At 61.9% G+C, this 23,893-nt stretch carries 29 protein-coding genes and 1 pseudogene; 8 read left to right on the top strand and 22 right to left on the bottom strand.

Annotated elements, in window-relative coordinates:
- Nucleotides 1–74 precede the first annotated feature (74 nt).
- From NKH03_RS04240 to NKH03_RS04260, 5 genes are all read right to left on the bottom strand, one after another.
- Complete coding sequence (locus NKH03_RS04240; RefSeq protein ID WP_352967261.1) at nt 75–1,952, bottom strand: ABC-F family ATP-binding cassette domain-containing protein; 1,878 nt, start codon at nt 1,950–1,952, stop codon at nt 75–77.
- A 136-nt stretch (nt 1,953–2,088) separates the two neighbouring features.
- Complete coding sequence (locus tag NKH03_RS04245; protein WP_352882620.1) at nt 2,089–2,544, bottom strand: Ros/MucR family transcriptional regulator; 456 nt, start codon at nt 2,542–2,544, stop codon at nt 2,089–2,091.
- A 152-nt stretch (nt 2,545–2,696) separates the two neighbouring features.
- Nucleotides 2,697–2,900 (bottom strand): hypothetical protein, encoded by a 204-nt coding sequence (locus tag NKH03_RS04250; protein WP_352868274.1) that lies wholly within the window; start codon nt 2,898–2,900, stop codon nt 2,697–2,699.
- Between the two features lie 10 nt (nt 2,901–2,910).
- Nucleotides 2,911–3,837, bottom strand: a complete 927-nt coding sequence (locus NKH03_RS04255; RefSeq protein ID WP_352967473.1) for a DMT family transporter — start codon at nt 3,835–3,837, stop codon at nt 2,911–2,913.
- Nucleotides 3,838–3,882: 45 nt separating this feature from the next.
- Nucleotides 3,883–4,716, bottom strand: coding sequence for a hypothetical protein (locus NKH03_RS04260; RefSeq protein WP_352967262.1), 834 nt, complete (start codon nt 4,714–4,716; stop codon nt 3,883–3,885).
- 110 nt (nt 4,717–4,826) lie between these two features.
- Between NKH03_RS04260 and NKH03_RS04265 the strand changes: the two genes are divergently transcribed.
- Both NKH03_RS04265 and NKH03_RS04270 read left to right on the top strand, forming a co-directional pair.
- Complete coding sequence (locus NKH03_RS04265; RefSeq protein WP_352967263.1) at nt 4,827–5,786, top strand: LysR substrate-binding domain-containing protein; 960 nt, start codon at nt 4,827–4,829, stop codon at nt 5,784–5,786.
- 72 nt (nt 5,787–5,858) lie between these two features.
- Nucleotides 5,859–6,449 (top strand): GNAT family N-acetyltransferase, encoded by a 591-nt coding sequence (locus NKH03_RS04270; protein ID WP_352967264.1) that lies wholly within the window; start codon nt 5,859–5,861, stop codon nt 6,447–6,449.
- 51 nt (nt 6,450–6,500) lie between these two features.
- On the opposite strand, the gene NKH03_RS04275 is transcribed toward NKH03_RS04270, so the two are convergent.
- Complete coding sequence (locus NKH03_RS04275; protein ID WP_352967265.1) at nt 6,501–7,013, bottom strand: DinB family protein; 513 nt, start codon at nt 7,011–7,013, stop codon at nt 6,501–6,503.
- Nucleotides 7,014–7,074: 61 nt separating this feature from the next.
- Between NKH03_RS04275 and NKH03_RS04280 the strand changes: the two genes are divergently transcribed.
- Complete coding sequence (locus NKH03_RS04280; RefSeq protein WP_352882564.1) at nt 7,075–7,767, top strand: glutathione S-transferase family protein; 693 nt, start codon at nt 7,075–7,077, stop codon at nt 7,765–7,767.
- Nucleotides 7,768–7,849: 82 nt separating this feature from the next.
- On the opposite strand, the gene NKH03_RS04285 is transcribed toward NKH03_RS04280, so the two are convergent.
- Nucleotides 7,850–8,110, bottom strand: a complete 261-nt coding sequence (locus NKH03_RS04285; protein WP_352967266.1) for a DUF2934 domain-containing protein — start codon at nt 8,108–8,110, stop codon at nt 7,850–7,852.
- A 193-nt stretch (nt 8,111–8,303) separates the two neighbouring features.
- Between NKH03_RS04285 and ndk the strand changes: the two genes are divergently transcribed.
- Together ndk and NKH03_RS04295 are read left to right on the top strand one after the other, a co-directional pair.
- A complete protein-coding gene (ndk, locus tag NKH03_RS04290) occupies nt 8,304–8,726 on the top strand; it encodes a nucleoside-diphosphate kinase (RefSeq protein WP_352882560.1) in 423 nt (140 codons plus the stop codon).
- Nucleotides 8,727–8,852: 126 nt separating this feature from the next.
- Nucleotides 8,853–9,461: a class I SAM-dependent methyltransferase gene (locus NKH03_RS04295; RefSeq protein ID WP_352967267.1), complete on the top strand. Its 609-nt coding sequence runs from the start codon at nt 8,853–8,855 to the stop codon at nt 9,459–9,461.
- 30 nt (nt 9,462–9,491) lie between these two features.
- On the opposite strand, the gene NKH03_RS04300 is transcribed toward NKH03_RS04295, so the two are convergent.
- From NKH03_RS04300 to NKH03_RS04330, 7 genes are all read right to left on the bottom strand, one after another.
- On the bottom strand, nt 9,492–9,761 hold the full coding sequence (locus NKH03_RS04300) for a hypothetical protein (RefSeq protein ID WP_352868075.1): 270 nt from the start codon (nt 9,759–9,761) through the stop codon (nt 9,492–9,494).
- 163 nt (nt 9,762–9,924) lie between these two features.
- Complete coding sequence (locus NKH03_RS04305; protein WP_352967268.1) at nt 9,925–10,689, bottom strand: YbaY family lipoprotein; 765 nt, start codon at nt 10,687–10,689, stop codon at nt 9,925–9,927.
- Between the two features lie 94 nt (nt 10,690–10,783).
- Nucleotides 10,784–11,260, bottom strand: a complete 477-nt coding sequence (locus tag NKH03_RS04310) for a molybdenum cofactor biosynthesis protein MoaE (protein WP_352967270.1) — start codon at nt 11,258–11,260, stop codon at nt 10,784–10,786.
- A gap of 1 nt (nt 11,261) precedes the next feature.
- On the bottom strand, nt 11,262–11,519 hold the full coding sequence (moaD, locus tag NKH03_RS04315) for a molybdopterin converting factor subunit 1 (protein WP_352868081.1): 258 nt from the start codon (nt 11,517–11,519) through the stop codon (nt 11,262–11,264).
- 1 nt (nt 11,520) lies between these two features.
- Nucleotides 11,521–12,117, bottom strand: coding sequence for a CDP-diacylglycerol--glycerol-3-phosphate 3-phosphatidyltransferase (pgsA, locus tag NKH03_RS04320; RefSeq protein WP_352868083.1), 597 nt, complete (start codon nt 12,115–12,117; stop codon nt 11,521–11,523).
- A gap of 101 nt (nt 12,118–12,218) precedes the next feature.
- The gene (gene uvrC, locus NKH03_RS04325; RefSeq protein WP_352967271.1) at nt 12,219–14,303 is read right to left on the bottom strand and encodes an excinuclease ABC subunit UvrC; all 2,085 of its coding nucleotides are present in this window, start codon (nt 14,301–14,303) and stop codon (nt 12,219–12,221) included.
- Nucleotides 14,300–15,064, bottom strand: coding sequence for an SDR family oxidoreductase (locus NKH03_RS04330; RefSeq protein WP_352868087.1), 765 nt, complete (start codon nt 15,062–15,064; stop codon nt 14,300–14,302). Before NKH03_RS04330 ends, uvrC begins: the two co-directional genes overlap by 4 nt.
- A gap of 413 nt (nt 15,065–15,477) precedes the next feature.
- Between NKH03_RS04330 and NKH03_RS04335 the strand changes: the two genes are divergently transcribed.
- Nucleotides 15,478–16,134 (top strand): outer membrane protein, encoded by a 657-nt coding sequence (locus tag NKH03_RS04335; protein WP_352868089.1) that lies wholly within the window; start codon nt 15,478–15,480, stop codon nt 16,132–16,134.
- A 135-nt stretch (nt 16,135–16,269) separates the two neighbouring features.
- Here the strand turns inward: NKH03_RS04335 and NKH03_RS04340 are convergent, their stop codons facing one another.
- Entirely contained in the window at nt 16,270–16,866 is a 597-nt protein-coding gene (locus NKH03_RS04340) for a glutathione S-transferase family protein (protein WP_352967272.1), read from the bottom strand.
- Here NKH03_RS04340 and NKH03_RS04345 point away from each other — a divergent pair.
- Nucleotides 16,865–17,149, top strand: a complete 285-nt coding sequence (locus NKH03_RS04345) for a hypothetical protein (RefSeq protein WP_352967273.1) — start codon at nt 16,865–16,867, stop codon at nt 17,147–17,149. The two genes, NKH03_RS04340 and NKH03_RS04345, sit on opposite strands and share 2 nt — an antisense overlap.
- A 207-nt stretch (nt 17,150–17,356) precedes the next feature.
- On the opposite strand, the gene NKH03_RS04350 is transcribed toward NKH03_RS04345, so the two are convergent.
- A complete protein-coding gene (locus NKH03_RS04350) occupies nt 17,357–17,824 on the bottom strand; it encodes a hypothetical protein (protein ID WP_352868093.1) in 468 nt (155 codons plus the stop codon).
- Nucleotides 17,825–18,389: 565 nt separating this feature from the next.
- On the opposite strand from NKH03_RS04350, the gene NKH03_RS04355 reads away from it, so the two are divergent.
- A complete protein-coding gene (locus NKH03_RS04355; protein ID WP_352967274.1) occupies nt 18,390–18,701 on the top strand; it encodes a transcriptional regulator in 312 nt (103 codons plus the stop codon).
- A gap of 19 nt (nt 18,702–18,720) precedes the next feature.
- Here NKH03_RS04355 and NKH03_RS04360 read toward each other — a convergent pair.
- The 6 genes and pseudogenes from NKH03_RS04360 to NKH03_RS04385 all read right to left on the bottom strand — a co-directional run bounded on the left by NKH03_RS04360 (nt 18,721) and on the right by NKH03_RS04385 (nt 23,170).
- Nucleotides 18,721–19,328: pseudogene (locus NKH03_RS04360) on the bottom strand (LysE family translocator).
- Between the two features lie 101 nt (nt 19,329–19,429).
- Entirely contained in the window at nt 19,430–20,266 is an 837-nt protein-coding gene (locus NKH03_RS04365) for an EamA family transporter (RefSeq protein ID WP_352967276.1), read from the bottom strand.
- Nucleotides 20,263–20,844 carry a TetR/AcrR family transcriptional regulator gene (locus NKH03_RS04370; RefSeq protein ID WP_352967278.1) on the bottom strand — a complete coding sequence of 194 codons (582 nt, stop codon included), beginning with the start codon at nt 20,842–20,844 and terminating at the stop codon, nt 20,263–20,265. Before NKH03_RS04370 ends, NKH03_RS04365 begins: the two co-directional genes overlap by 4 nt.
- 138 nt (nt 20,845–20,982) lie before the next feature.
- The gene (locus tag NKH03_RS04375) at nt 20,983–21,435 is read right to left on the bottom strand and encodes a hypothetical protein (protein ID WP_352967280.1); all 453 of its coding nucleotides are present in this window, start codon (nt 21,433–21,435) and stop codon (nt 20,983–20,985) included.
- Nucleotides 21,436–21,648: 213 nt separating this feature from the next.
- Nucleotides 21,649–22,503, bottom strand: coding sequence for a 23S rRNA (adenine(2030)-N(6))-methyltransferase RlmJ (locus NKH03_RS04380; protein ID WP_352967281.1), 855 nt, complete (start codon nt 22,501–22,503; stop codon nt 21,649–21,651).
- Nucleotides 22,504–22,564: 61 nt separating this feature from the next.
- On the bottom strand, nt 22,565–23,170 hold the full coding sequence (locus NKH03_RS04385; protein ID WP_352868107.1) for a hypothetical protein: 606 nt from the start codon (nt 23,168–23,170) through the stop codon (nt 22,565–22,567).
- Nucleotides 23,171–23,893 lie beyond the last annotated feature (723 nt).

Consider the following 23,893-nt stretch of genomic DNA (forward strand, 5'->3'; position numbering starts at 1 on the left):
CTGGAACACCCCTCATCCGACCTCGCTTCGCGAGGCCACCTTCTCCCACAAGGGGAGAAGGAAAGAACACTCCCCTACTCCGCCGTGCCTTCCTCATACTCGGCCGACATGGTCAGCCATTTTTCCTCGTGGCCGGCCAGCGTCTGCGCGAGTTGCGAGCGCTCCTTGGCCAAACGGGTCGCGGTCGAGGGATCCTTTTCGTAGACGGCCGGATTCGACAGCTCGTCCTCAATGCCGTCGATGCGCTTGCGGATGCGGTCCATCAGCGCTTCGGTGGCGCGGATCTCCTTGGCCAGCGGCTCGAAGGCGGCGCGGCGCGCTGCCGCGTCGCGGCGGCGATCGGCTTTTGACGCCTTGTCGGCCTCGCGCTTGCCGCGGCGGTCGCCGGACACGCCGGTGACCAGCGTCTTGTAGTCTTCCAGGTCGCCATCGTATGGGTTGACCGCGCCGTCCTTGACCAGCCACAGCCGGTCGGCGGTCGCTTCCAGCAGATGGCGATCGTGCGAGATCAGGATGACGGCGCCGGGAAACTCGTTCAGCGCATGGATCAGCGATTCGCGGCTGTCGATGTCGAGATGGTTGGTCGGTTCGTCGAGGATGAACAGGTTCGGACCCTCGAAGGCCGACAGCCCCATCAACAGCCGTGCTTTCTCGCCGCCGGACAAATCCTTGGCAGCGGTGTTCATCTTCTCGGTCGTGAGGCCAAACCGGGCGACGCGGCCGCGCACCTTCGATTCAGGGGCTTCCGGCATCAGCCGGCGGACATGCTCATAGGCGTTTTCCTCAGGCCGGAGATCATCGAGCTGATGCTGGGCGAAGATCGCCACCTTCAGCCCGGGCGCCACCGTCATGGTGCCACTCTCCTGCTTGAGCCGGCCGGACAGCAATTTGGCGAAGGTCGACTTGCCGTTGCCATTGGCGCCGAGCAGCGCGATGCGGTCGTCGGCGTCGATGCGCAGCGTCATCTTCTTGAGGATCGGCTGCCCGTCGGTGTAACCGACATTGACGTTGTTCAGCGCCACGATCGGCGAGGCCACCGTCTTCACCGGTTCGGGGAACGAGAATGGCCGCACCGAATCGTTCACGATCGCCGCGATCGGCTTCATCCTCTCCAGCGCCTTGATGCGCGACTGGGCCTGCCTCGCCTTGGAGGCCTTGGCGCGGAAGCGTTCGACGAAGGATTCCATATGTTTGCGGGCGGCTTCCTGCTTGACGCGGCCCTTCTCCTGCAACTCCTTCTGCTCGGTGTACTGGCGCTCGAACTGGTCGTAGCCGCCGCGCCAGAAGGTCAGCTTCTTCTGGTCGAGATGGACGATCGAGTTGACGGCGCGGTTGAGCAGGTCACGATCGTGCGAGATCAAGAGCACCGTGTGCGGATATTTCGACACATAGTTTTCCAGCCACAGCGTGCCTTCGAGATCGAGATAGTTGGTCGGCTCGTCGAGCAGCAGAAGGTCGGGCTCCGCGAACAGCACCGCGGCGAGTGCCACGCGCATACGCCAGCCGCCGGAGAAGGACGAGGCGGGGCGGCGCTGTGCCGCGTCATCGAAGCCGAGGCCGGCGAGAATGGTGGCGGCCCGGGATTCGGCGGAGTGGGCGTCGATATCGGCCAGCCGCATATGGATATCGGCGATACGGTGCGGATCGGTCGCCGTCTTTTCCTCTTCGAGCAGTGCCGAGCGTTCGAGATCGGCCTTGAGCACGATCTCGATCAGCGCGTCCTCGGTGCCCGGCGCTTCCTGCGCCACCTGGCCGATGCGGGTGTTCTTCGGCAAGCTGATCGAGCCCGTCTCCGAGGGAAAATCGCCGGTGATGGCCTTGAACAGCGTCGTCTTGCCGGTGCCGTTGCGACCGACAAGGCCAGCCTTGGTGCCGGCCGGCAAGGTCAGCGAGGCATGGTCGAGAAGCAGGCGTCCGGCCATCCGGAGCGAAAGGTCGTTGATGATCAGCATGGCCGCGCTTTTGCACTGGACACCAACGCTTCGCAAGACCTTGTGGGCCAGTTGGCCGCACAAGGTCTTGAAACGACGCCCACGAGGGCGCCGTCAAAGCAGTCGATCAGTGGCTCGCCTAGCGGCCAGGCAGCGCTCAGGCAGGGACCTTGCGCTTCGCTTTGGTAACGGCGGCCGGCGCTGCTGCCGGCTTGCGGCCAAGTCCTGTCGACTTTGCCAGCGCCGACCGTGTCGCCGAGTAATTTGGCGCAACCATCGGATAGTCCGGCGGCAGACCCCATTTGGCCCGGTAGTCGTCTGGGCTCAGGCCGTGGTCGGTCCGCAGATGCCGCTTGAGAGATTTGAACTTCTTCCCGTCCTCAAGACAGATGATGTAGTCGGGAAACACCGACTTCTTCGGATTCACCGCCGGAACAAGATTTGGAGTTTCCGTGACAACCGCACCGGCGAGCTTGCGAACCGAAGCACTGACGCTGGCAATCAGCTCGGGCAAGCCAGAAGCCGGAAGTGGATTGTTGCCTACATAGGCCGAGACAATATCGGCCGTCAGCTCGATAACGGTCTTATCATCGATATTTGACAATTCTTTCATCCTATTTGCGACAATATCCTCCACCCCAGCGAAGACTTATGTCGATGTATCTCTTTACCCGCGTCCCCCTACGGACCGCCAACTCTCAACAAGGAATCAAGAACCGGCAAAATAGCTTTCATGCGAAATCGACGTCGCGCAAATTAGAAAATCTAATACTTCGAACCTGCAGACTTCGCGGCGAGGCTATCGGCCAATATCTCTAGAATACGCTTCCAGCGGGCGCAACGCCCGAAATCCTTCTGTTCTATCGCCTTTTCGGCCTTCATCGCGGCGTAAAGCGGCGCCTCGGCGCCAAATTCCTTGATCAGCCAATGCGCTTCCTGAATGTCCAGACGTTCATTTTCGTCAAACATGGCATTTTCGTCAAACATGATTTTCGGCCTCCGAACGTTCCACACCGACCGCGACGCAACTGCCGATGACGAGGACGGCTCCGACAATGGCCGTCATCGTCAGCCGTTCACCGGACACGGTCAGCAGCACGGTCGAAGCGATCGGCGTGAGATAGGCGACGACCGCGACCTTGCCGCTGCCTTCGAGCTTCAGGGCGCGCGACCAGAAATAGTAGCCCAATCCCATCGGACCGGCGCCGAGGTAGAGGCCGAGAGCCAGGTCCGTGCCGACGGGCCAGGCGAAACCGTCGTGAACGCACCACAGAAACGTCAAGGCGACACCAATCAGCGCCGATGGCAGCAACAGACGTTCCGGTGAGGTGACAACCCGTCCCACCATGATCGAATAGAAGGCCATGCACAGCGCGGATCCGAATGCGGTGAGATAGCCGACGAGATCGCCCTGGAGCCAGGATTGGTTACGCCCTCCCGAAATCACCAATGCAACGCCAACGAAGCCCACCACCGCGGCAAGGCCCAGCAGCACCGGGCGCTGTGGATTTTCCAAGGCGATGACCGCCGCCGCGACCATCAACGGCCAGGTATAGGCCACCAGATTGGCCTCGATCACCGGCATCGAAGCAAAGGCCATGTATTGCAGCACCATGGTGCCGACGAGGCCGATGAAGCCGACCGCGAGAGGCACGAGCGCTGCCCCGGCCGCAACCGGCGCGGCGCTCTCCCTGCTCATCAACCGGATGGCGGCGAAGACGAGTGCGGCGCCTGCAAATTGCAGGAACTGCACCTGCGACACCGGGTGGCTGGCCAGCAGGGATTTGCCGACCAGCGCGTTGGTCGACCACAACGCCACCGCGCCGGCAGCGAAGACCAGCGCGGATATCGAGCCTGACCCATGCCGAAAGGTCCGGCATGGGGCTCTATCTCTATGTTTGACCATGATCCTGCCCGAAAACCGGTTCCCACTTTTCGGGATCATGGCTCGTCACCACGATTCCCTGGCTCCGCCCGGAGCCGGCGCGTCGACCGCGGCGGGCACGGGATGCTCTGCCTCGAACCGGCGATAGGCCGGCAACTGGTTGGTCCAGACATCTTCGGCCAGTTCGTTGACCCACTCACGGTCGTGATCATTGTCGGCGGCGAGATAGAACATGCGGTTGTCGTCGACATAGGGTTTGGCCACCGAGCGCTGGTTGAGCACCAGCGTGACGCGCTCGCCGAACCGGATCGGAGCGGTGCGATGGAGGACGCCCAGGAACTGCCCCAGCGTCGCGTAGTTCATCTTGTGATCGATGCGCATGACACGGTTGCGCGGGATCTCGCGGCCGGATTCGAGGGTGGCGCGGCCGGTTTCGGAGTCGTCGCAGTAGATTTCGAGATGGCCGCCGACCAGCGGATTGCTGATCGACAGTGGAATGAGTTCGGTGACCGGAACGCCATCGCAATGCCATTCCACGGCGCCGTCCTTGGGGTTCATGAAGGTGACCGTCGAGCCGACGATCGACAGCGGATAGGGCTCCAGCTTGGTGCCCATCATGTCGGACAGCCGCTCCAGGCGCAGCTTGTCATGGAGCAATTCCCTGATCTCGGGGATGAAACGGTCTGCCCCGGTGATGAAGGTCAGATCGAGGTGCTTGTGCACGGCATGGCTGGCCTTGAGCTTCAGAGCAGCCTCCTCGATCGCGGCAAGCAGTGCCGGATCGTAGCCATGCAGATATTGCGCGACGCCGAAACTCGACACTTTCCAGGCGGTTTCGTGACCGATGATGGCCTCGCGGCTCATCGCATAGCGCAATTCGGGTATGATATGGGCGTTCATTGTACTTCTCCAAGTGAGGGCAATCACTTAGTTAGCAGTCGATTAAATTAGCATCCCCTGTAAAATTAGGAATGCTGGTGCTAGTGTAAGCTCAGCTTAAGGTCGAAACCGTGCGTCTGCTCAGTCAGGTCAATCTCAATTCGCTGAAAATCGTGGAAAGTGCCGCGAGGCACGGGAATTTCACGCGCGCCGGCGAAGAACAGTTTATCACCGCTTCAGCGGTCAGCCAGCGCGTCAAAAGCCTGGAGGATCAGCTGCGATTCAAGATCTTCCAGCGCGGCGGCAATGCGGTGTCGCTGACGCCGGAGGGCGAGACCTACGTCTCGCGCGTTCGCGAGGCGCTGGAGAGAATCGTCGCCGCCAGCATGGAAGCGACCGGGCAATCCCAGGAACATGTGCTGAAGATATCAGTGCTGCCGACCTTCGCGGCACGCTGGCTGTTTCCGCGCCTGCCGCTGTTCCAGCAGCGATATCCCGACATCGTGATGCGGGTCTCGACCTCCTACGCGACGCATGAGTTCACGACCTCCGAGTTCGATCTTGAAATTCGCTATGGCGACCGTCACTTTCACGGGCTGCAATCCGATCTGCTGTTTCGGGAAGACCTGACACCAGTGTGCAGCCGCAAGCTGTTCCATGAAGTTCTCGGCGACAAGAAGCTGTCGACGGTGATACCGGACGACCTTAGGCACTTCACGCTGCTGCATTCCGATACGTGCACCCAGAACTGGCAATCCTGGCTTGGTTTCGCCGGCGCCAGCTTCGTGCTCAGCAAGGCCAAAAGCATTTATTTCGACTCGTGCATGATGTCCTACGAGGCAGCCAATTCCGGGATGGGTTTTGCAGTGGCCAACCGCGCCTATATGGCCAGCGATATCCGCGCCAAAAGGCTGGTGGCCCCGTTCGCCGTCCACCATCCGAACACGGCTGGCTGGTATTTTGTCTCTTCCCCGAAGAGCCTTGCCGCACGCAAGGTGCTGCTGTTCAAGCAATGGGTGATGGCGGAAGCGGCTCTGACGCAGCGCCAGCTCGACAGCGAAACCAGCGGCGAGGCCGCCATGGCTGTCTGAATTTCGGGCGAGCATTTGGTTGGCCGCCGATGAGATACGACCGGCAAGAAGCAAGTTGAGAGCCATCAGTTAATGGACGCCCAATCCATACAGCCCGCATTGGTCGGTGTGATTGTAGAGCTCGTGCCGCTTCAGCAGGACCATTCGTCGGGGCTTCTGAGCGCGGCGGCGGATGGCATGCTGTGGAACCTGAAGGCCACCGTGGTCCCCGGTCCAGACACGATCGATGGATATATGGCCAACGCCCTGGCTGGACGACAGGCCGGCACTGTCATGCCTTATGCAATCGTCATGCGCAGCACGGGACTGATCCGCGGAAGTACGCGGTTTTGGAAGATCGATCGAGCGAATAGAAAGCTGGAGATCGGGCATAGCTGGCTCAGCAGCTCGGTTCAGCGGTCCGGGGTCAATACCGAGGCGAAGTATCTTCTCCTGACTCATGCATTCGAGGTCATGGGATGTGTCCGTGTGCAATTCACCACGGACGAACTGAATCATACGTCAAGGGCGGCCATTCTGCGAATTGGGGCCAAACAGGAAGGGATCGTTCGCAACGAGCGGATCATGCCAGACGGTAGGAAGCGCAATTCCGTCCGGTTCAGCATCATCGATTCCGAGTGGCCTGACGTAAAGACGATGCTGCGGCACAGAATGCAGCGATAATAAGCGAGGGCCCTCAACCTTCGGGCGCACAACCGCCAAACATCGCCGGGATCAGGCGAAGGCCCTGCCTTCCTCGGTGCGCTGGAAGAGCATCAGATCCAACCCCAGGCTTGGCCGTCCCAGGATGGTCAGGATTGTATGTGCCTGGCCGCGATGATGAGTCTGGTGATTGAAGACATGGTCGAGCGCCGGCGCCAGCCTCTGCGAGACCGTGCGCATGTCCGAGACTGTCATGTAGGTGAAGCGGCCCGTCAAAGCCTTGTCATTGAGGCCGCCGACCCAATCGATGATCCTCCGGTCCTCGGCTTCACGCGCCATCCGCAGACCGGGCAATCCCCGATGCAGGATGGCGTCCAGCGTCGTCGGCGCGTCGCCCTCGCCGGTGAAGCGCTTCATCCAGATGCGGTCGGCTGTCAGCAGGTGGTTGAGCGTGCCCATCATCGAGCCGAAGAAGGCGCCGACATTGCGGTTGAATTCCTCTTCATCGAGCTCCGCGGCGGCATCATAGTTGCGTTTGTTGGCCCATTGATTATAGGCCGCAAACATCATGAAATGCTGTCTCATGGCTTCCCCTCGGCTCGCGTCGATAAGGAGGCCTACCTAACCCGCGAGAGGGCCGCCGCCAATGACCATTCTGCTGTATGACCTCGTCGGACGCGACACCACACGTCCGTTCAGCCCGCATTGCTGGAAGGTGGTGATGGCGCTTGCCCACAAGGGGCTCGACACAGCAACCGCGCCGACGCGCTTTCTCGAGGTGCCCGCTGTCGAGGGCGGCGTTTCGAAAACCGTTCCGGTGATCCGCGACGGCGAGACGGTCGTTTCGGATTCCTTCGCCATCGCTCTCTATCTCGACGAATCCTATCCGGACCGGCCGACGCTGTTTGGCGGTGAAGGCGGCAAGGCGATGGCGCGCTTCATCGAACGCTGGTCGCAACTGACCATTCATCCCTATGTGACCACCGCGGCGATCATCGACCTGCATGCCATGCAGGACGCGGAGAACGCCGCCTATTTCCGCCAGAGCCGGGAGCAGCGTTTCGGCAAGCGGCTGGAGGACGTGATAGCAGCCCGGGAGGCCGGCCTCGGCAACTTCAGGGCCTCGCTGGAACCATTGCGTTCAATGCTCGGCTATCAGCCTTTCATCGGGGGTGCGTCGCCGCTGTTTGCCGACTATATCGTCTTCGGCGCGCTGCAATGGGCGCGCATAGCCTCGCCCTACCAATTGCTCGACGACGGCGACGTGATGGCGCAATGGTTCGCCCGCTGCCTCGACCTGCATGGCGGGCTGGGACGAAAGGTGGCCGCGGCGGCGTGACGCTAAAACGCATGCCCTTTGCCGCAAGGCAGGGCCGTCAGTGTCCTGCAAGAAAGCTCAGCCGCGAGGCGATAGCCAGGCCTTACTTGGCCGCTGCCTTCTTTGGCTTGCTGGCCTTCGTGGCGGCCTTTGCTTCCTTGGGTGCGGCTTTTGCCTTGGTGGCGCCAGCTGCCTTCCTGGTTGGTTTTTTGGCTGCCGACTTCCCCGCGGCATCCTCCTGGTCGACATCGGCCGCCGCCTGATGCCAATGGCGCTCATGGTGTCCAGCCGGCTGTCCCTCTTGCAGCCAGATCTGATGCGCGCGGTTGCGAATGCGTTCCTGACGATCGTCTGCCATGGTCATGTTGTCTCCATGCGGGCCGACTTCAGTGCGGCTCCGACAGGTAACTATAGCAAGCAAAGCGTTGCTGTGCAGCCATCCGATCTCGCCCGCGGCTCCGTCCGCTTCGCGGACCGCTCCTCGCCCCTTGGCAATGGGCCGGGCGGCTTGTATAGAGCCCGCCACCCTCAATTCCATTCTCAAACAAGGACGACCCATGGCGCTCGAACGCACATTTTCCATGATCAAGCCGGACGCAACCCGGCGCAACCTCACCGGTGCCATCACCAAGATGCTGGAAGAGGCCGGCCTGCGCGTCATCGCCTCGCGCCGGGTCTGGATGAGCCGCCGTGAGGCGGAAGGTTTTTATGCCGTGCACAAGGACCGCCCGTTCTTCGGCGAACTGGTTGAGTTCATGTCGTCGGCACCGACCGTCGTGCAGGTGCTGGAAGGCGAGAACGCCATTGTCAGGAACCGCGAAGTGATGGGCGCCACCAACCCGGCCAATGCCGCCGAAGGCACGATCCGCAAGGTGCATGCGCTGTCGATCGGCGAAAACTCGGTGCACGGCTCCGATGCGCCGGAGACCGCGGCGGAAGAGATCAAGTACTGGTTCTCGGATACCGAGATCGTCGGCTGAGCCGATAGTCCAAAGCGTGATCACGTAAAGAAAGGCTGGCGTTTCGCCGGCCTTTTTTTCGGCCGAACAGTCAGCCCGCGTGCGAACCGCATGTGCTAGGATGCCGACGATGGAGCGGACCACAGCATGACCAGTGCCATTCCGGGTTTCTTCCAAGGCACGGAGATGCCGAACAGCGACTGGTGGGAGGCGCTGTGGCCCAACCCCGCCGCGGTGGTTTCGGCAACGGGGATCAAGCCAGGCATGGATGTGATCGATCTGTGCTGCGGCGATGGCTGGTTCACGCTGCCGATCGCCAGGGTGGCTCGTCATGTCGTGGCCATCGATATCGATGCCGATCTGCTCGAAGCCGCCAGACACCGCTTGGTCGAAAGTGGCGCGACGAATTGCGACTTTGTCGCGGGCGACGCCTATGAGCTTGCAAGGCTTACGCCTCGACCCGCTGATTTCATCTTCATGGCGAACGCCTTTCACGGCGTTCCTGACCGGCCGCGTCTGGCGCGCGCGGTGCGGGCGGCACTCGGTCCGGGCGGACGTTTCGCAATCGTCAACTGGCACCAGCGTCCACGCGAAACAACGATGATCCAGGGCGAGCCTCGCGGACCGAGGACCGAATTGAGGCTGTCGCCGGAACAGACCGTGGCGGCCGCAGAGGCGGGTGGCCTCAGGCTTGCCAACATGGTCGAGGTGCCGCCCTATCACTATGGCGCCGTATTCGAACAAACGACGGCTTGAGAGGCCCGCCGCCGCCACGGCGGGTTCTGGTCACTTCGGCTGACGATCTTTTACGTTTGCATGGGCGTTCGCTGCTTCCGTATCGGTGGCCGGTGTCTGGGTATCGGCCCCCGCGAATGGACTACCCTGCCCAGGCGCGAGATCGCCGCTGTGGCCGGCCTTGTTGGTCTGGAACGGGTGGCCATCGGCGCTGAGACCATGGTCAAGGGCATTGACCAAATGGTCGTCCGCCGACGCAAGGCCGGTAAGAGCAAGGAGCGATACGCCTGTGACAGCAAGGATAAGCGTGTGCGTTTTCATCTCTGGACTCCTTTGAGTTAAGCCAGAACGAGCCGCAGCAGGTCTGGCGGCTTCAACCGAGGGATATCCGAAATATCCCCTTTGCCTTGCCCGCCATGTCTGGGAGAGAAACGCTTCTCTTGCCCGAATTATTCCGAAAAAAGTTTTGGCAATGAAATACGCGCTAGCTCGCGGCGCTGAAGCGCAGGATTTCGAGGCCATCCTTGTCGGCAATGATGAGCTTGCCGGCAGCGACATTGTATGACGCAGCCTTGGCCAATGCATCGAACAGCGCCTTTTCCTCGGCCATCACCTCGGGCGCGCAGGCCTTGTAGGTCGAGCCGATGTCGCTGATCGCGATCGTCTGGCCATCGATCTTGGCGGTGGCGAAATAGGTATTGCAGGGGCCGCTGCCGCCTGCCTTGCCAGCCTCGCTGACCCTGAACGTCGCTTGCGGCGCGGTGATGGCGCCGATGCCGTCGACATAGTCGACCAGCCAGAGCTGGTCAAAGACGGAAACCGCCGGCTCGGCGCTCGGCGTCACCATCTTCAGCATGATGGTCTGCGGCACGTCGGTCAGCGGATCGACCTGATGGCGGACATCGGAGATGAACAGGAGCTTGTCATCAACGGTAATGCGGGCTTGCAAAGCGTAGGTCATCCGCGACCGGATGACGGAGGGATCGAATTTAATCTCGAAGCCGATCGGCACCTGGCCAGCCGGCTTGACGGTCTGCTTGCCGATGATTTTGGCCGGTGCATCGGCCAGCGACACGTCGGCAAGCTGGACCGAGAGCACGGCACTAGGCGGCAAGGCGATGCGCTCGCGATAGATGACCTCGCCTCTCACGGAATTTTCGGCGGCAACAGACGGTTCCGGCACGGCCAATATGCCAACGACCAGAGGCACGAAACCGAAGACGAAGAACTCCGCGATCCTGTCCAGCATGACCATCTCCCCTTGCCCAGGCTGGCCAATCAGGCTGACCAACCGCAGTTAATTGGCCAAAGGATTGCGGTCAATACATGGCTGTGGCGGTATTTTAGTCGGACGATTTCCAGCGGCCGACCGCCTCGTCGTCGGCTTCCTTGGCCTCGACCCAGCCGCCCTCGGAACCGTCGGCGCGATGCTCCTTCTTCCAGAACGGCGCGCGCGATTTCAAATAGTCCATGAGAAAATTCGCCGCCTCGAATGCCGCCTGGCGATGCGCGGAGGCGGCCACCACCAGCACGATGTTGTCGCCGGGCGCGATCTTGCCGTGGCGGTGGATGGCGGTGAGACCCTGCAGCGGCCAGCGCTCGACCGCCTCAGCAGCGATGCGGGCGATTTCTGCTTCGGCCATGCCGGGATAGTGCTCGAGCTCAAGCGCCGAGAGCGCGCCCTGCTCGTCGCGGCAAAGTCCGGAGAAGGTGACGACGGCGCCGATATCGGCGCGGCCTTGCGTCAGTCTGGCGATCTCGGCGGCGACGTCGAAATCCTGCGCCTGGATGCGCACGACAGGTACGACCGCGGCGCTCATGTCAGCCCCCGGTCATCGGCGGGAACAGCGCAATCTCGCGCGCGCCCGCGATCTTCTCACGGTGCTCGACATGTTCCTGGTTGATGGCGACGCGGATCACATCGGGATATTGCAGCGCGTGCTCGTAGCTCTCGCCGCGCGATTTCAGCCAGCGCAAGAGGTCGGCGACCGTCTCGATGTCAGCGGGCAAGTCGACGTCTTCCTCAGGCATGCCGATGCGTTCGCGCACCCAGGCAAAATAGATGAGCCGGGTCGTCATCTCACTCGTCCATGATGTGCTTGAGGCCGGCTCGGAAATAGTCGTAGCCGGTGTAGAGCGTAACCAACGCCGCGATCCATAGCAGCACCAGCCCGGTCTGGGTGGTCAGCGGGAAGATCTTGTCGCCGGCCGGCCCGGCCAGCAGGAAGGCGATGGCGACCATCTGGATGGCGGTCTTCCATTTTGCCAACTGCGTCACCGGCACCGAGACCTTGAGCGCCGCCAGATACTCGCGCAGGCCCGAGACGAGGATTTCGCGGCACAGGATGATGATCGCCGCCCATAGCGACCATCCGGCGATGCCGGCATGACGGTCAGTGTCCGCGGCCAGCAGCAGCAGGCAGGTGGCGACCAGCAGCTTGTCGGCGATCGGGTCAAGCATCTTGCCGATGTTGGAGGTCTGCTGCCAGGCGCGCGCCAGGTAGCCATCCAGATAATCGGTGATCGAGGCGAGCAGGAAGATGACCAGCGCCGACCAGCGGGCGAAGTCGCTCGACTTCAAATGCCCTTCAAGAAAAAAGCACAGCACCACCAGCGGCACCGCGACGATGCGGGCGTAGGTGAGCATGTTGGGCAGGTTGAACGCGCGCTGGGCCATATCTGGGAAAACTCTTTCTGCCTGCCTACTCAAATCAGATGCCAACGTAGGGGGTCAACAGGCGACAATCGATTGGCCAGATGAAAATAGCATCCTGGCTGTCAGCTCTCGTGGAAATGATTGTAGACCAGTTTCGCCACCCGCTCTGAAATGCCGTCGACTTTCCTCAGATCCTCGATGGCGGCGCGGCTGACCGCTTTGGCGGTGCCGAAGGCCAGCAGTAGGGCTCGTTTGCGGCCCGGACCGATACCGCTGATCTCGTCGAGCGGGCTCTTGACCATCTCCTTCTTGCGGCGCGCACGGTGCGAACCGATGGCGAAACGGTGGACCTCGTCGCGCAGGCGCTGGACGAAATAGAGCACGGGATCGCGCACGGGGAGCGAAAACGAGTCCTTGCCCCTGACGAAGAAGCGCTCACGGCCGGCATCGCGGTCCTGGCCCTTGGCGATGCCGATCGCCACCACCCGGTCCTCGATGCCGAGATCCGAAAGGATCTTGCGCACCGCGCTCATCTGGCCCTGGCCGCCGTCGATCAGGATGACATCGGGCCAGGCCGGGAAGTTGCCGGAAATATCGTCTTCGATATCATCGCCCGTTTCGGCCGCCATCGCCTCGCCCGCCGCCGCATCGTCAGCAACGGCAACATCGCCATGTTCCCTGAGCAGCCGCGAAAACCGCCGCTCCATCACCTCGCGCATCATGCCGAAATCGTCGCCAGGCGTGATCTCGGTCGAGCGAATGTTGAATTTTCTGTACTGGTTCTTCACAAAACCTTCCGGCCCGGCGACCACCATGGCGCCGACCGCATTGGTGCCCATGATGTGCGAATTATCATAGACTTCGATGCGCACCGGCGGCTTGGCAAGGCCGAAGGTTTCGGCGAAGCCGGCAAGCAGGCGTCCCTGTGTGGAGGTTTCGGCAAGCCGCCTGCCCAGTGCCTCACGGGCATTCTGCAGCGCGTTGTCGGTCAGGTCCTTCTTCTCGCCGCGCTGTGGCACAGAGATCGCGACCTTGCGGCCGGCGCGGGTGGAGAGCGCCTCGGCCAACAATTCCTGGTCCTCGACGCCATGCGACAGAAGAATGTTCCGCGGCGTCGGCTTGTCGTCATAGAACTGCGCCAGAAACGAGCCCAGCACCTCAGCCCCCTCCAGCGCCGGATCGGCCTTGGGGAAATAGGCGCGGTTACCCCAATTCTGGCCTGTGCGGAAGAAGAACACCTGGATGCAGACCTGGCCGCCTTCCTGATGGATGGCGAAGACATCGGCCTCGTCGACGGTCGCCGGATTGATGCCCTGGTGACTTTGCACATGCGACAGGGCGGCCAGTCGATCGCGATAGATCGCGGCGCGCTCGAAATCGAGAGCTTCAGACGCCTGCTGCATGGCGGCCGAGATTTCCGTCTTCACTTTCTGGCTGCGGCCGGACAAAAAGTCCCTCGCTTCGCCGACCAGCACGGCATAGTCCTCATGCGAGATCTCTCCGGTGCAGGGGCCGGCGCAGCGCTTGATCTGATAAAGCAGGCATGGCCGCGTGCGGTTCTCGTAAAAGGAGTTGGTGCAACTCCTGAGCAAAAAGGCACGCTGGAGCGAGTTGATGGTGCGGCCGACGGCGCCGGCCGAAGCGAAGGGGCCGAAATAGTCGCCTTTGCGCGAGCGTGCGCCGCGATGCTTGTAGATGCCGGGCGAAACATGATCGCCGCTCAAAAGAATATAGGGAAACGACTTGTCGTCGCGCATCAGAACATTGAAGCGTGGCCGCAAGCGCTTGATAAGATTGGCTTCGAGCAATAGCGCTTCAATCTCGGTGCGGGTGACGACGAACTCCATCGTCGATGTCTCGCGCACCATGCGGCCGATGCGGGTGGTGTGGAAGCGGCCTTGCGCATAGCTGGTGACGCGCTTCTTCAGGCTGCGCGCCTTGCCGACATAGAGCACGTCGCCGGAGGCGTTCATCATGCGATAGACGCCGGGCGCGTTGGGCAGCCGCTTGACCAGCGTCTGGATCACCTCGGCGCCGACCATGCCTTCGGCGTCGCCGGCATGCGGCGTCCAGTCGATGGCGGTGAAGGCGACATCGGGACCCGCAGGTTCGACGATCTCTTCGACCGCCTCGTCCTCGAGGTCGATATCGGGGGGCAGATCATCGGCGCCGCCGCGCGGCTTGTTCTTGTGATCCAAAGGACTCATTCCGTCATGCCTGTCACATCGGGCGTCTGCCATGCAAGATGCTGGCCGCCATCGAGCGCGATCATCTGGCCGGTGACCGAGCGCGCTTCCCAGAGATAACGGATTGTGGCGCCGAATTCCGGCAATTCCGGGCCGCGCTTGAGGATCAAGCCATCGACTTGGGCGGCAAAATCGCTGTCGTCCTGGCGTGTGTTCTTCAAGGTCGGCCCCGGACCGATGGCGTTGACGCGAATGCGGGGACCGAGCGCTTGCGCCATTGTCCGCGTGGCCGTCCACAGCGTCGACTTGGACAGCGCATAGGAGAAGTAGCGCGGCGTCGGCCGCCAGACGCGCTGGTCGATGATGTTGACGATCAGGCCCTCCTGCTCCTTAGGCAACGCCCAGGCGAAATTCTGCGCCAGCAGCGCCGGTGCCTTCACATGGACGGCAAAGTGCCGATCCCAGGCCAGCCAGTCGAAATCCAGAACCGAATCGTCGACGAACAGCGACGCATTGTTGACCAGCAGCGAGATCGGTCCGAGCGCTGCTTGCGCCTGCCCGACTAGGTCGCCTACGGCGTCCATATCGGTCAGGTCGGCGGCAACCACGGCGGCGCGGCCACCGCTGGCGATGATTGCGGCAGCCAACGCATCGGCCTCGACATGAGAACGGTTGCAATGGATGGCGACGGCAAAACCGTGGGCGGCGAGATCCTCGACGATTGCCCTGCCGATCCGTTTGGCCCCACCCGTCACCAGCGCCGTGGCCGTGACTTTGCTCATAGCATGTCAATCCTCAATTTCGGCCCGAAAAACGGTGCCGGCGAAATATGGCCCGGCATGCGTTAAATGGCGTTCGCACCTTGGGCAGCATTGTGGCGAAACGGCCTTTTCGGCGTCCCGACTCGCCTTGGACTCGGAGCCGCCCGACCGGAATATAGGGTGCTGGACTCCTTGCACCAAGCGGTGTGCGACGCAGCACGGGACGGCTCCTGCCATTTCGCTGTTGCGAAGATGCAACGTCAAGTTTCTGCCTCATTCGTGCCGGGGAATGACCCAAGTTCAGGTTCGCTTCAGCCGCATTTTGACACGACATTTGGAACCGACGAACGCCAGATCCGTTTCACCCCCCGGGGCGGGTTGATGGCGATCGTGAGAAAAAAGCCTGTGTCCTGTGGCTTAAGGAGTAAAGAACAATGCAAGCCAATCTCAAATTCGCACGGCCGCTCGCCGTGGCGCTCGGGCTCTTCGCCCTCAGCGGGACCGCCTATGCCGCGGACGTCGTCCAGGAAGAGCCGCCGGCACCCGCGCCGATCGCCGAACTTCCGGTCGCTTCGTGGGCGGGTCCCTATGCCGGTCTCAACGTTGGCTACGGCTTCAGCGGCCGTACCAAGGAAAAGGATTTCGGCGTTGAGACCGATACCAAGGGTTTCGTCGGCAGCGTCTTCGGCGGCTACCAGTGGCAGCAGGAGAACTTCGTTTACGGTGCTGAAGCCGAACTCGGCTACAACGGCGTGAAGGGTGACGATAACGGCATCAACTCCAAGGCCGGCTTCGAAGGCTCGCTGCGTGCCCGTCTCGGCTATGCCGTGACCCCGGAAATCCTGCTCTATGGCACCGGCGGTCTCGCCGGCAGAAGCCTGAAGGTGGAAGACACCGTGCTTGACGCCAGCGACACCGCAACCATGCTCGGCTGGACCGCCGGCCTCGGTACCGACATCAAGCTGACCGACAACGTCTTCGGCCGCGTCGAGTACCGCTACACCGACTTCGGCAGCAAGAGCTTCGATGGTATCGGCAAGGTCAAGGCCACCGACAACCGCGTCACCTTCGGCGTCGGTATGAAGTTCTAAGTCGTTCAAGCCACGACACGAAAAAGCCGGGCCTCGCGCCCGGCTTTTTTTGTGTCCGGATGATCACGCGGGAGATCGAATCGATCACCCGGGAGATCGGGGTGATCAAATGGATCACCCGGGTGATCAAGTGGATCACCCGGGAATGCAGGACTTCAGTTCTGGAAATTTCTCGTCGAAGCGTGCCGCCCAGCGCGTCAGCCGGGCGCGGCCCTTCTCCCATTTTCCGGCAAAGCGCAATGAGAGATAGCCAAGGCAGGCGCGCAACGCCATCTGGCCGGCAGTGATCTTCTTCGGCAGCTTCGGCGGGTTGGCGTTGAGCAGATCGAGTGCCGCCGTGATCTTTCCCCATTGGCGGTCGAGCCAGGGCTGGTAGACCATCTCCTCAGGCCGCGTGCGCCGTTCATAGACCATCGACAGCGCACAGTCGCAAATGCCGTCCGCCAACGCCTCCAGCACTTCCGCCTGGAGCCGCTTGTCGGGATTGCGCGGAAACAACGCGTTCTTCGACAAACGGTTGAGGTGCTGGGTAATGGCGCGGCTGTCATGGATGGAGCGGCCGTCATCGAGCACCAGAACCGGGATCTTGCCGAGTGGGTTGGCGATCATCAAGTCGGCTGGCTTCTCGTCGGTCTTGATCGGCACCAGATCGACCGCGATGCCGGCATAGGCTGCCGCCATCCGTACCTTGGAACTGTAGGGAGAAGACGACGCGTAGAGCAGCTTCGGCATGGATCGGTTTCCTGTTTTGCAGGCGGGCAGTGTTGACCGATCAGGCGAGATCGAGCAATGGCCACAAGCGGAAAACCCGGCCGCCAGCGAGCCACGGGTTCGGCAAGTCATTGGACTGTCGCGGAACTGCTGGGATTACGCGGCTCACGGCTTCCGCATCGTCCTCGTCTGCTCCGCGAATCGTGAGTTCCAAAGTCACTTCACCACCCAGGCAGCCGACCCGAATTCCGTGCGGGGCAGAAGGCGACGGCACGCGGATCAGCCGGTCAACAACCAAGACTGAAAAGCCTCACGCCGACATTTGATCCGCCATCGATGATACAAAAAAACCCCACCGGACTTCGCCCTATGGCGAAGTCCTGGGAGCTGCGAAAAGATATCCTCCGTCCGCCTCTGTTCTCGCCTTCCGAATGCCGAAGCAACGAGCGGGGCGCCTGTCAGGCACCGCCCTTGACTGTTTCGACACTGCCCCCGGCGAGGGAGGACGCGATTACTTCTTGCCGGACTTCGCGGGTGCTGCCTTCGGCTTGGCCGCGGGTGCCGCTTTCTTCACCGGGGCTGAAGACTTCGCTGCCGCCGCCTTCTTTGCCGGCGCAGCCTTCGCTGCCGGTTTCTTGGCAGGCGCAGCCTTCGCAGCCGGCTTCTTGGCAGGTGCTGCTGCCTTCTTCACCGCGGGTTTTGCCGCAGCCTTCGCGGCCGGCTTCTTGGCCGGTGCCGCCTTCGCAGCCGGCTTTGCCGCTGCCTTGGCAGGTGCTGCCTTCTTCACTGCCGGTTTTGCCGCTGCCTTTGCCGCCGGCTTCTTGGCCGGCGCTGCTTTTGCCTTGGCCGCCGCGGCCTTCGGCTTGGCAGCAGGTGCTGCTTTCTTCACTGCAGCCGCGACCTTCGCCGTCGCTGCTTTTGCGGGTGCTTTCTTTGCCGGTGCCTTGGACGCCGGCGCTTTGGATGACTGCTTAGCCATGCGATGCCCCTTCCGTTGTGCCGACGGTCGTAATGACCTGGCGCGCTCATGCATATCTGACTCGCGGCTTGCTAGCCAGCGAAGCAATAGACTGATTTTCGCAGCTTAAGTTTTGGTTACGAATGGCACACGATCGCGCTGACCATCGTAAAAATCCGCTGCTGATCTTCGATCACTGCCTAGAGTGTGCGGCTGACATTCTCCACACCCTGCGACGGCGAAGCTGTGAAGATCAGCCGCCAGCTTTGCGCATCGATCTCCGGCTGCTGACATCATGACCTGCTGCTTTAACGGCGCGATCATCTCGTGCGAGCTGGCGATCTACACTTCAATGAGATGACCGATCGCTGCTTGACCTTGTCAAGCACGATCCCATCACCCGGCCTGTTCGTGAATTGACAGACTACTCTACATCGCAGAGTATTCTGCAAGAGGAAAAGGGGAGTGCTTCAATGTCGATCACGCAGGAGCGAGCGGCGGTGTCACTGTTCGAGATTGCCGAGACGGCGCCTCATGGCGGCAGCGTCGTTGGAGGTCTCCGGCGACGCCGCATCGAAGCTGACCGATGAGTGCCGACGAAATCATCCACCAGAGCACTCGGCTCAGGATCATGGCCGCCCTGAATATGCTGGAAAGGCGAGAAACGCTGGACTTCAGCCAGTTGAAGGCCATCATGGACGTCACCGACGGCAATCTCGGCGCGCATCTCGATACGCTGGCCAGGGCCGGCTATGTCGATATCGAAAAACTGTTCGTCGGGCGCCGGCCGCAAACGCGCATCAGGGCGACGACGAGCGGACGACGCGCGTTCCGCGGCCACGCCGCGTTCCTGCGCAAAATTCTCGATCGGGCCGAGGCAGCGCCGCGCAGAAGATAGCGTGGCGATCGCACGTATCTCAACGCTTGGCGACAACGGCGACGCCGGCACCGATCGTCACACCCACCGCGCGATTCACCCGGCGCACGATCTTCGGCGTGCGCAAGGAGCGGGCGCGACCGGCGAGGATGGCATGGCCGCCGATCACCACGACCTCGACGGCCAGGACTATTATTATCAGCACACCGAGACGATCCCCGTTGATCGATGCGCCGACCACGTTGGGCAGCGGTGCCACGTAGAACAGCGGCATTTTCGGATTGGCAAGATTGAGCGCGATGCCGGTGGCAAAAATCGTCAGCAGCCCGTGTCGTCCGGAGACGGGTTGCAGTTCCGCACGACGGGCACGGCGGTCCACAGCCTGATGCCCATCCAGATCAGATAAGCCGCTCCTCCTTAACCAAGCACCGTCATGACGATCGCCATCTTGGCCGCGATGATCGACAGGCCAAAGGCGGCGAGGATCAGGAAGATGAGAACGCCAACCACCGTGCGTGCACCATAGGCGATACCCGAGACGGCGCCGCTGGAGATGGTGCGCGCGACGATTGTCATGTTGTCCGGTCCGGGGCTGGCAGCGAAGACGAAGAAGGCAGTAGCGAAAGCAAGGATGGTGGCAAGGTCCATTAAGACCCCGAAAGCGACTGTTGCTCCCGGGCGTTCTGATTAGCCAGTTTGCCTGTCGGCGACATCAGGAAAATTCAGGATCGTCGCGATGCGGATTTTCCTCACGGCTGATAGCCAAGACAGATGGCGCCGAGCGCGACAATGGCACAGGCGCCGACCCGCCGCGGCGTCAGCATCTCGCCGAGGAACAGGCGCCCGATGAAGGCCGCGAAGACGACGCTGGTTTCGCGGATCGCGGTGATCGGGCCGGCCGGCCCGAGCGCGAAGGCCGCGACCACGACGCCATAGGCCAGAAGTGCGAACAGGCCGCCGCCCAGCGCCTTCCAGGTTTCCGGTGCCCGCGGGTCGACAGTAAGGCGGCCACGGCAGGCGACGAAGGTCGCCGATAGCAAGGCGCCGTAGATCAGCAGGACCCAGGCGGTATAGGCGCCGGCATTTCCCGCCGCGCGAACGCCGATCGCATCGACTGTCGCATAGGCGGCGATGATCGCGCCCGTTGCCAGCGCATAAAGGATCGATGTCGTGGCGGCCCTGCCCCTTCCGAGTGAAAGACACATTATGCCGCCGGCGATCAGCGCGACGCCGGCTGTTTGCGGCATGGTGAGCTGCTGGCTGGCCAGGAAAAATCCGCCGAGCGTGACAAGCAGCGGCACGCTGCCGCGAACGATCGGATAGACCTGTCCCAGCTCGCCATATCTGTAGGCGGCCACCAGAAACACGCTATAGCCGACCTGCAGGCAGGCCGAGAGCACGATATAGAACCAGGCCGGCGCGGCCGGAAGGGCGTTGAAGACGGCGAAGGGAATGGCAAGCGCCGTGCTGGAAAGGCTCATGACGGTGACGGTCCACAACCTGTCGGTCCCGGTTCGCAGAAAGGCGTTCCAGGTCGCGTGCAGGATCGCGGCAAACAGCGCGAGCCCGATGACCAATGGGCTCATTGCGGCCTGCGCGAAGCAGCGATGATGCCCAGGGCCGCCTTGCGGGCGTCGCGAATGGCGGTGTCCGCCTGCCCCATCTGCGCCAGCAAGGTCGCACCTTCGATCAGCATCAGCAGTGCCGCCGCCACACTCTCGGCGCGGCCGCGCGGCATCACCCCTTCGAGGATCGACTGCATGCGCCGCTTGAGGCCGTTCTTCTGCCTGGCGGCAGCCTTGAATACCGGATGCCTCGGATCGCCGAACTCGGCCAGCGCATGTGCAAACAGGCAACCATGAAAATCCGGGCTGCGGAACCAACGTTCATGCCAGCTGAAGATTTTTCCGATTTTCTGCTCTGGCGTGATGCCCTCCTTGGCGAGCCGGTCGAGCTGGCGGTCGAAACGCATGGCGCGGTAGTCGAGCACCTCGACGATCAACTCGTCCTTGCTCGGGAAGTGCCGATACATCGTCATCTTGGCCACCTCGGCTTCGGCGATGATCCGGTCGATGCCAGTGGCGTGAAAGCCGGCGCGCTTGAACAGCGCGTAGGCGGTTTCAATGACGTGCTGGCGTTTGTCGGAAGCAGGCGATGACGTCATGACGCTTACCAGTGATGAGACAGGTCTGTCTCATAGCTATGCGGCGGATCGCATCTTCTGTCAACACAGCACGGAAAAACGCCCGCGGCCGATCGGGCCGCGGGCGCGAAAAGTGATTGGAGACAGAAAGCGCCGCGTTCAGCGCAGGACGCGGCAGCGGCCGTTGTAAACCATCCAGCGGTCGAAGCCCGAGACGCAGAATTCGACATTGTCGCCGATCGAGGCGAAACCCTGGCCTTCCTCGATCAGATACCAGATGGTGCGGTCACGGCCGTCGGAGAGACTGACGGTGGCGCCGCAGTAGCGGCGACCGATCGGCCAGGTATCGTTGGCCGGCAGATAGCGGTGCTGGTGGATGCGCTGGAAATCGGTGATCCGCACATCCGGCAGATGAGGCACGTGGTGCACCTGGTAGGAGAAGCGGCTGGTGATCTTGTTCAGCACCCAGGCTTCGCCGCAGATGCCGCCATCGTCGTCGGAATAGACGCCAAGGTCGGCCGCCTGCACGGCCTGGGTGACACCGAGAGGCGCGGCCAGCGGTGTGCAGAGCGAAATCAGGACAGTAAGTGCGGATTTGGCGAAGCGAGTCATGACAGCCTCTCAAGGTCGATTGCGCGCACTGTGCGGATTCGCTTGGCGGCGGTCAAGCGGTTGCGGAAACAATGGTTTCCCAGTTGAAACCGCGTTGGCCAAGGCCGGATTAGCGCGAGCCCGGGTTGTTAAGGAGCCCGCCTTCCCAACCCTGCCGGAACGCGGGCATTTTCGCGCCTGGCGCCGAATGGCGAGATCTGAAGCCCTTCACCGTCAAGCCTGCTCGCCTGCCAGCCATTCCAGCGACCAGTGCGCCGGCTTTCCCACGGCGAGCAGTCTATGCAAAGCCGGCAGCAGCGTCCGCAGTTCGCCCTCCAGCGTGAAAGGCGGGTTGACCACCAGCAGGCCGCTGCCGTCGAGGCTGGGCTCCGAAGTGGCCGGCCTGATCTCGAATTCAATGTCGAGCAGCTTCGGGATGCCGGATTGCTTCAGCGCCTTGCGGAAGGCGATGATCGCCTTGCGGTCCTTGACCGGATACCACAGCGCATAGATGCCGCCGGGCCACCGCTTGTGCGCCCTCATGAGCCCGTCAACGAGGCGCTCGAACTCACCCGCCTCCTCGAAGGGCGGGTCGATGAGAACCAGGCCGCGCTTTTCCTTCGGCGGCAGATGCGCGCCGAGCGCCAGCCAGCCATCGAGTTCGATGATCCGGGCCTGGAAATCACCGGCAAAGAGCGTCCTCAGCTTCGCGACATCCTTGGGGTGAAGCTCGATCGCCGTCAGCCGGTCCTGCTTGCGCATGAGGTGACGCACGATCAGCGGCGATCCCGGATATTTCTGGATGCCACCCTCGGGGTTGAGCGACCGCACCGTCTCCAGATAAGGCGCAAGCAGTGCCGCCACCGGTGCGGCAAACGGGGCATCGATCAGCCTGCCGATGCCGCCTTGCCACTCACCGGTCCTCTGCGCTTCGACCGACGACAGATCGTAGCGGCCGATGCCGGCATGGGTGTCGATGACCCGAAACGCCTTGTCCTTCTGCTTCAGATACTCGAGCAATCGCGTCAGCACGACATGCTTGACGACGTCGGCAAAATTCCCGGCGTGATAGGCATGGCGGTAGTTCATGGTTCGGTGCCGTTATGCATGTCGTTGTCCCAAAACCGCTGCACACTTTGGGCGACTTGCATCAGCCCCTGCCCCAGCGCGGCGGTGGCGGCTGCGAGTTCGGATTTTCCGGCCGGCCGCCGCGAGTGCGCAAAGTCAGCAAAAACCCGATCAAGCCGACCGCCACCAGCGAGAAGCCGATCGGCCGCGCACGGCTGTCGATCTCGCCGACACCGGAGCGCAAAATGAGATCGACCGCTCGCATCGGTATGTCGTCGGCATCACCCGGTCCAACGGTGAAGATATAAGGGCCTGGGCTGATGGTCTCGATCACGCCGGCCTCGTCGCGAAAGATCTTGTCTGGCAGCTGGGGGCTGGCCTGGCGCGGATTGTCGGAATGGTTGAACTGGAGCGTCGAGGCGAGCACCGTGCGGCCACTGCTGGCGGCGGTCAGCGTCAGCACGGTGCGCTGCTGCGAGACGATGCGTTCGGCTCTTGCGGTCAGGTCGACCAGCACCCGCACCGGCGCGTCGCGGCTGCCGAGCGGCACCGTCCGCGGCTTGAAGCGGCCCTGCTCATAGACCCGCCAGGTGCCGATCTCATGACCGGAGAAATTGCTCATCGCCCAGGGATAGATGACACCGATGCCGGTGCCGGCGAGCAGGATCAGGACAAACAGAAAGCGCATTCACATCACCACAGGCTATCGTGACCTTGCCAATAGCGCCCCGACGATCAAAAGGCGATGGCCAGATGCCGCGGCTTTCCGGCCGCTGGAGCGGGCGACCGAGAAGACCCCAGAAGCGGATCACACGGGGCAGCAACCAGATCGGCGGCATGGCCGCACAACAAGGCAGACAAGGTTCTACCTATGCGCTCAAACGCAATTGCGATAATGACCGGCATTCTCCAATGAAATGAATGCGCGTGGACACTTTCTGGCAAGATGGGACCACTGGCTCGGGCGCGCGCCGAAGATTGTCTCACCGGTTCTTTTTTGGAATCCCTCGCTGCCAAGCTCTGAGTCGGCCTTAAAACGAGCATGCCTCGTCCGACCATCTAATTTGCGATGGTCGAGCCAATACGCTGATTCACAAAGAGAATCGTCCTTGGACGCCTATGGCTCGGCTTGGAGAAGCCGACATGGGCTTTATGATTAACCATTCGTAAACAGATATGATTAAGGAGTTGCTAATTTAGTTGACTATAATTTCCACAGGTATATTTTTGATGCGTTGGGATGTGCAATTTGGGCGAGCAATCGACGATGATGGCACCAGACGTGTGATCGCGATTTCGGGGCACGGAGAATGCTGAGCGGCGGCACATAGATCGTGTAGCGGCACCAGCTTCGCGAACCCCAAAGAACAATTAAAGCACATCAGTGATGGCGATTCCGCTGATGCGGAGG

It is taken from the genome of Mesorhizobium sp. M1406, from assembly GCF_040317555.1.
Classification (GTDB): domain Bacteria; phylum Pseudomonadota; class Alphaproteobacteria; order Rhizobiales; family Rhizobiaceae; genus Mesorhizobium.